This window comes from Umezawaea sp., assembly GCF_036375055.1.
Classification (GTDB): Bacteria; Actinomycetota; Actinomycetes; order Mycobacteriales; family Pseudonocardiaceae; genus Umezawaea.
In genome coordinates this window covers 227,016-233,837 of record NZ_DASUSQ010000011.1, presented here as the reverse complement: position 1 = coordinate 233,837, position 6,822 = coordinate 227,016, and the positions used below count along the sequence as shown (strand labels likewise).

Genomic DNA, 6,822 nt, shown 5'->3' with positions numbered 1-6,822 from the left:
GCCCGCTGCCCGCTGCCCGCTGCCCGCTGCCCGCTGCCCGCTGCCCGCTGCCCGCTGCCCGCTGCCCGCTGCCCGCTGCCCGCTGCCCGCTGCCCGCTGCCCGCTGCCCGCTGCCCGCCCATCGGCGCCACCCACACCACTCCGACAAAAGCCGCTTCCCTGACAACGTTGTCACCATTCACCGCCACAAGCCCGATCCACCCTTCGTGAACGCCGCATCTCCATCAAGTTTCGTGTCTTTCCAACCCACTTTTGTACAAAAAAAGCAAAAGTCACCCCTACTTCTTGCTCTGAACGGCCTATTGCGTCCGATATGGGTGGTAGTTCAGGCTCTTTTGTGAGCTGAGACACCGACTTTTGATCGGCTCCTCAACGAAGTGGAGTGTTCGTGCTGCGTCACCCGGGCTCGACAGACCGAACGGGTCTGCGTCGAGCGAACCTGGCTCTCCTCGTGCGGACGCTCCGCGAGCACGGCCAGGTCTCCCGCGCGCAGCTCGCGGTGCACTCCGGGCTCTCCAAGGCGACCATCTCCTCCCTCGTCGGCGACCTGGGGCAGCGCGGTCTCGTCCGCGCGGCGGGCACCACGGCGGGCGGGCAGGGCAGACCCGGTGAGCTGGTGGAACTCCGGCCCGCGTCGGCCTGCGGCGTCGGGCTGGACCTGCACGTCGAGCACGTGGGCGCGACGGTCGTCGACCTCACCGGCGAGGTGCTGCTGCGCAGGCAGGTCGCGTGCGACGTGCCCGGCTCCGGTCCCGAACGCGTGCTCGACCTGCTCGCGGACGTGCTGACCGGCGTGGTCGACGACGTGCGGGCGCGCGGTGGCTGGGTCGTCGGGGCCACGGCCGCCGTGCCGGGGCTGGTGGACACCGACGGCGCGGTGGTGCGGTTCGCCCCTCGGCTGCGGTGGCGCGAGGTCGCGCTGCGCGACGGACTGGCCGCGCGCACCGGGCTCGCCCTGGACTTCTTCGGCGCCGACAACGACGCCAACCTCGCCGCCGTCGCCGAGCAGCAGGCCGGTGGCGCGGCGGCGGGCCTCGACGACTTCGTCTACCTGACCGGCGACCACGGCGTCGGCGCGGGCGCCGTCTCGCGCGGCGAACTCGTGCGCGGCCACCTCGGCTACGCGGGCGAGGTCGGCCACATGATGCTCGACCCGCTGGGCCCGTGGTGCTCCTGCGGGCGGCGCGGCTGCTGGGAGACGCAGGTCGGCCTCGGCGCGCTGCTGCACGCCTGCGCCAGCCCCGACGACCCGGTCCGCGACCCGGCGCTCGACCCGGACGCCCGGATGGCGCTGGTCAGGGCACGCGCCGAGACCGGTGACCGGCGCACCCTCGACGCCCTGCACCAGATCGGCACCGCGCTCGGCGCGGGCGTCGCGGTGCTGGTCAACCTGTTCAACCCGGCCGCCGTGGTGCTGGGCGGCTACTTCGCCGCCCTGTCCGAGTGGCTGGTCGAGCCGGTCCGCTCCGAGGTCGCTTCCCGCGTCCTCGCCGAAGGCGCCGGTGGCGCGACGGTCGTCGCGTCCCGGCTGGGTTTCCGGGCCCCGTCCACGGGCGGCGCGGTGCACGCGCTGGGCCGCGTGCTGGACGACCCGACCGTCGTGACGATGGAGGACCACGTGGAGAGCACGGAAGGAATGGTGGCCCCATGAGCGTCTCGCCGGATGACACCGGGCACGACCTCGGGCAGCCGCTGCTGAGGATGACCGGCATCGTGAAGGAGTTCCCCGGTGTCCGGGCGCTCGACGGCGTCGAGCTGAGCGTGCTGCCGGGCGAGGTGCACTGCCTGCTCGGCCAGAACGGCGCGGGCAAGTCCACCCTGATCAAGGTCCTCGCGGGGGCGCACCGGCCCGACCACGGCGAGATCCTGTGGCGGGGCGAGCCCGCGACGCTGTCGTCCCCGGTGGCGGCGCTGCGGCTCGGGGTCGCGACGATGTACCAGGAGCTGGACCTCGTGCCGGGGCTCTCGGTCGCGGAGAACGTGTTCCTCGGGCACGAGAAGGCCCGCTTCGGGTTCAGCCGCCGGGGCGCCGCGAACGCCGAGGCCGCCGCGCTGATGCGCAGGCTCGGCCACGCGGAGATCCCGCCGGAGCGGGAGGTCGGGCTGCTGTCGGCCGCGGGCCAGCAGCTCGTGTCGATGGCGCGGGCGCTGGCCCACGACGCGCGGCTCATCGTGATGGACGAGCCGACCGCCGCGCTGGCCTCCGACGAGGTGGACAACCTGTTCCGCATCGTCGGCGAACTGGCCGCCGACGGCGTGTCCGTCGTCTACATCTCCCACAGGCTGGAGGAGATCCGCCGCATCGGCAGCCGCGTCACCGTCCTGAAGGACGGCCGCACCGTCGCCTCCGGGCTCCCCGCCGACACGCCGACCTCCGACCTGGTGAACCTCATGTCGGGCCGCCAGGTCCGCACGGTGTTCCCGGTGCGCGAGGAGTCCACGGCCGACGAGCGGGTCGAGGTGCTCAAGGTCGAGGGGCTGACCAGGGCGGGGGAGTTCGCCGACGTCAGCTTCACCGTCCACGCCGGGGAGGTGCTCGGCATCGCCGGTCTCGTCGGCGCCGGGCGCAGCGAGATCCTGGAGACCGTGTTCGGGGCCCGCAAGGCCGACGCCGGCACCGTGACCGTCAACGGGCAGCGGCTCAAGCCGGGCAGCGTCTCCGCCGCCGTGAAGGCGGGCATCGGGCTGGCCCCCGAGGAGCGCAAGAGCCAGGCCCTGCTGCTGGAGCTGCCCGTCGCGCACAACGTGACGCTGGCGAGCCTCGGCGCCTACAGCACCGCCGGGTTCACCGACCGGGCGCGGGAGATGAAGGACTCGCGCGCGGTGCTGGAGAAGCTGGAGCTGAGGCCCGCCGACCCCCGCCGCCTGGTGGGCACGTTCTCCGGCGGCAACCAGCAGAAGGCCGTCGTCGCGCGCTGGCTGGTGCGCGGCTGCCGGGTCCTGCTGCTCGACGAACCCACCCGCGGCGTCGACGTCGGCGCGCGGGCCGAGCTGTACCGGCTCGTGCACGAACTGGCCGCCGACGGGGTGGCCGTGGTCCTGGTGTCCAGCGAGGTCCCCGAGGTGCTCGGCCTCGCCGACCGGGTCCTCGTGCTGCGCGAGGGCGTGGTGCTCGCCGACCGACCGGCCGCCGAGCTGACCGAGGCGGCCGTGCTCGACATCGTGATGGAAGGCAGCGCCGCGACCGAGCTCGCGGGCGTCGCAGAGGAGGCATCGTCGTGACCAGCAAGTCCTCGACCCCGGTGCTCGCCACCGGAGCAGAAGGCCAGACCACGCCCCCGCCGGGCCGGGAGCGCCCGCGCCGCGGGTTCACCGTGGACGTGCGCCTCGCAGGCCTCGTGGGCGTGCTGGTCGTGCTGTGCCTGGTCGGCTACATCACCCGCCCGGACGGCTTCCTGACGGAGGCCAACATCTCCACGATGCTGCGGCTCGCCGCGGCCATCGGCGTGGTGAGCGTCGGCATGACGTTCGTGATCATCAGCGGCGGCATCGACCTGTCCGTCGGGTCGATCGTGGCGTTGAGCAGCGTGTGGATGACCACCCTCGCGACGCAGGCCTACGGGCCCGTGGTGATGGTGCTGTGCGGGCTGCTGGTCGGCCTGGGCTGCGGTCTGGTCAACGGGGTGCTGATCTCCTACGGCAAGATCGTGCCGTTCATCGCCACCCTCGCCATGTACGCCTCGGCGCGCGGCCTGGCCGAGCGGCTGTCCGGGCGGCGCACGCAGGTCGTGTCCGAGACCGGCTTCACCACGTTCTTCCGCGGCGACTTCCTCGGCATCCCGGTGCTGATCTGGATGCTCGCGCTGGTCTTCGCGGTCGGCTGGGTGCTGCTCAACCGGACCACGTTCGGCCGCCGCACCTTCGCCGTCGGCGGCAACGCCGAGGCCGCCCGCCTCGCGGGAATCGACGTGAAGCGGCACACCGCGCTGGTGTACGGCATCGCGGGCCTGTGCTGCGGCATCGCCGCGATCATGGTCGTCGCCCGCACCACGTCCGGTGCCTCCACCAACGGCCTGTTCTACGAACTGGACGCCATCGCCGCCGTCGTCATCGGCGGCACGCTGCTCACCGGCGGCCGGGGCAGCCTCATCGGCACCCTCGTCGGCGTCCTGATCTTCACGGTGCTGAACAGCATCTTCACCCAGAACAACCTCGACACCGACATCCAGAACATCGCCAAGGGCGTGATCATCGTCGCCGCCGTGCTGCTGCAGAGCACCAGGCTGCGCCGCCGCGTCCGGAAAACCTGACGGCGAACCCGGCCGCGTTCGTCCGGTCCGCTCACGTTCCACCCGCTGTCCCTCCGCCAGGCCCACAACCCACACCGCTGGAGTTCGCCATGCCATCACTCGACCGTCGCCGCTTCCTGTGGGGCACCACCGCGCTCGGCGCCACCGCCGTCCTCGCGGGCTGCACGTCCAACGAGTCGCCGAACGCGGCGGCCTCCAACGCCGCGGTGGCCGGGGGCTCGGGGGAGAACAGCCAGCCCGGCAAGGCCGTCACCATCGGCTTCTCCGCGCCCGCCGCCGACCACGGCTGGATGGCGGCCATGACGAAGAACGCCCGCGCGCAGGCCGGGCGGTTCTCCGACGTGACGCTGAAGGCCACCGAGGGCACCAACGACGTCAACCAGCAGATCGGCCAGGTCGAGACGCTGATCAACGACAAGGTCGACGTGCTGGTGATCCTGCCCTTCGACGGCAAGGCGCTGACCGAGGTCGGCAGGCAGGCCACCGAGGCGGGCATCCCGGTCGTCAACGTGGACCGGATCTTCGACACGCCGCTGGCCTACCGGGCGTGGATCGGCGGGGACAACTACCGCATGGGCGTCAACGCGGGCAACTACATCGCGGGCCAGATGAAGGCGAAGAACATCTCCAGCCCGATCATCGGCGAGGTCGCCGGGATCGACTCGCTGCCGCTGACGCAGGAGCGCAGCCAGGGCTTCAAGGACGCGCTGGCCCGCGCGGGCTTCTCCGTCGGCCCACGGGTGGCCGCCCAGTTCACCCCGGAGTCCGGCGAGCAGCAGACCGCGAACCTGCTCCAGGGCGCGAGCAAGCTCGACGCGCTGTGGAACCACGACGACGACCAGGGCATCGGCGTCCTGGCGGCGATCGAGGGCGCGGGCCGCAAGGAGTTCATCATGGTCGGCGGCGCCGGGTCGCGGAACATGATGGACCTGATCAAGGCCGACAGCGGCGTGGTCAAGGCGACGGTGCTCTACAGCCCGTCCATGGCCTCGTCCGCCATCGCGCTGGCCCGCCTCCTCGGGCAGGCCAAGGGCATCGGCGACCTCGCCGAGCACGAGATCCCGGCGCTCATCACGACCTACTCCGCCGTCGTGAGCAAGGAGAACGTGGACTCCTACCTGGACGTCGGCTTCGACTCCTGACCGGGGGGTCCCGGCGTCGCAGCGCGGCGACGCCGGGACCGCCCCGCCGGATCGAGGTGGACGCAGGATCGACGAAGGGCCGAGACGGATGAACGACAACCGCGGGGAGATCGGCGTCGGGATGGTGGGGCACGCGTTCATGGGCGCGGTGCACTCGCAGGCCTGGCGCAACGCGCACCGCTTCTTCGACCTGCCGCTGGTGCCGAAGCTCGCGGCGCTGGGCGGACGGGACGCGGGCCGCACCAGGGAAGCGGCGGACAAGTACGGCTGGGCCGCGGTCGAGACCGACTGGGCAGCCCTGATCCGACGCGACGACGTGCAGGTGGTCGACATCTGCACGCCCGGTGACTCGCACTGCGACATCGCCGTGGCCGCGCTGGAGGCGGGCAAGCACGTGCTGTGCGAGAAGCCGCTGGCCAACTCGGTCGCGGAAGCGGAGAAGATGGCCGCCGCCGCGCAGGCCGCCGCCGCCCGCGGCGTGCGGTCGATGGTGGCGTTCAACTACCGCCGGGTGCCCGCGCTGGCACTGGCCCGCAAGCTCGTCGCCGAGGGCCGCATCGGCGAGGTGCGGCACGTCCGCGCCGTGTACCTCCAGGACTGGCTGTCCGACCCGGACTCGCCGATGACGTGGCGGCTGACCAAGGAGAAGGCGGGCTCCGGCGCGCTGGGCGACCTCGGCGCGCACATCGTGGACGCGGCGCAGTTCGTCACCGGCCTCACCATCACCGGCGTGTCCGCGCTGACCGAGACGTTCACGACGTCGCGGCCGGACGGCGCGGGCGGCACGGGCGAGGTCACGGTGGACGACGCGGCGCTGTTCCTGGCCCGCTTCACCGGCGGCGCGGTCGGCAGCTTCGAGGCCACCCGCTACGCGCTGGGCCGGAAGAACGCGATGCGGCTGGAGGTCAACGGCTCGCGCGGCAGCCTGGCCTTCGACTTCGAGTCCATGAACGAGCTCCAGTTCTTCGACGGGGACGCCCCCGGCTCCGAGGCCGGGTTCCGCCGGGTGCTCGTCACCGAGGCCGACCACCCCTACGTCGGCGCGTGGTGGCCGCCCGGCCACCTGCTCGGCTACGAGCACACGTTCGTCCACGAGGTCGTCGACCTGGTGGGCGCCATCGCCGCCGGGACCGACCCGACGCCGAGCTTCGCCGACGGGCTCCAGGTCCAGCGGGTGCTCGCGGCGGTGGAGGACAGCGCCACGGCCGAGAGCTGGCAGAGCGTCCCCCGCTAGGCGGCACGACCCACGACGCCCGGTGAGAGCGGCGCCGGCCCGGCGGACGGGCCTGGCCGGCGCCGCGACACGAGAGGAGGTCTCCCAGCCTTCCGCGGTCCCCAGTTGCGTGAGAACGAGGAGAGAGTACCCGTGCCTGGTAAGAGAAGCGTCGATCACGGCCCGCAGTTGCGGACACCAACCCCGAACCTACGTG

At 72.4% G+C, this 6,822-nt stretch carries 5 protein-coding genes; all 5 read left to right on the top strand.

Annotated elements, in window-relative coordinates; all coding sequences use genetic code 11:
- Positions 1-451: 451 nt before the first annotated feature.
- The 5 genes from VFZ92_RS04545 (at position 452) to VFZ92_RS04525 (ending at position 6,626) form a co-directional block, all read left to right on the top strand.
- On the top strand, positions 452-1,651 hold the full coding sequence (locus tag VFZ92_RS04545) for an ROK family transcriptional regulator (protein ID WP_330874403.1): 1,200 nt from the start codon (positions 452-454) through the stop codon (positions 1,649-1,651).
- Positions 1,648-3,222, top strand: coding sequence for a sugar ABC transporter ATP-binding protein (locus VFZ92_RS04540; protein ID WP_330874402.1), 1,575 nt, complete (start codon positions 1,648-1,650; stop codon positions 3,220-3,222). Before VFZ92_RS04545 ends, VFZ92_RS04540 begins: the two co-directional genes overlap by 4 nt.
- A gap of 92 nt (positions 3,223-3,314) precedes the next feature.
- Complete coding sequence (locus VFZ92_RS04535; RefSeq protein WP_330874414.1) at positions 3,315-4,250, top strand: ABC transporter permease; 936 nt, start codon at positions 3,315-3,317, stop codon at positions 4,248-4,250.
- A gap of 89 nt (positions 4,251-4,339) precedes the next feature.
- Entirely contained in the window at positions 4,340-5,392 is a 1,053-nt protein-coding gene (locus tag VFZ92_RS04530) for a substrate-binding domain-containing protein (protein ID WP_330874401.1), read from the top strand.
- A gap of 88 nt (positions 5,393-5,480) precedes the next feature.
- Positions 5,481-6,626, top strand: coding sequence for a Gfo/Idh/MocA family oxidoreductase (locus tag VFZ92_RS04525; RefSeq protein WP_330874400.1), 1,146 nt, complete (start codon positions 5,481-5,483; stop codon positions 6,624-6,626).
- The last annotated feature ends 196 nt before the right edge of the window (positions 6,627-6,822 follow it).

Excerpts from the sequence above, each read along its gene's own strand:
- VFZ92_RS04540 (WP_330874402.1), top strand. The coding sequence starts at position 1,648 with ATGAGCGTCTCGCCGGATGACACCGGGCACGACCTCGGGCAGCCGCTG.
- VFZ92_RS04530 (WP_330874401.1), top strand. The coding sequence starts at position 4,340 with ATGCCATCACTCGACCGTCGCCGCTTCCTGTGGGGCACCACCGCGCTC.
- VFZ92_RS04525 (WP_330874400.1), top strand. The coding sequence starts at position 5,481 with ATGAACGACAACCGCGGGGAGATCGGCGTCGGGATGGTGGGGCACGCG.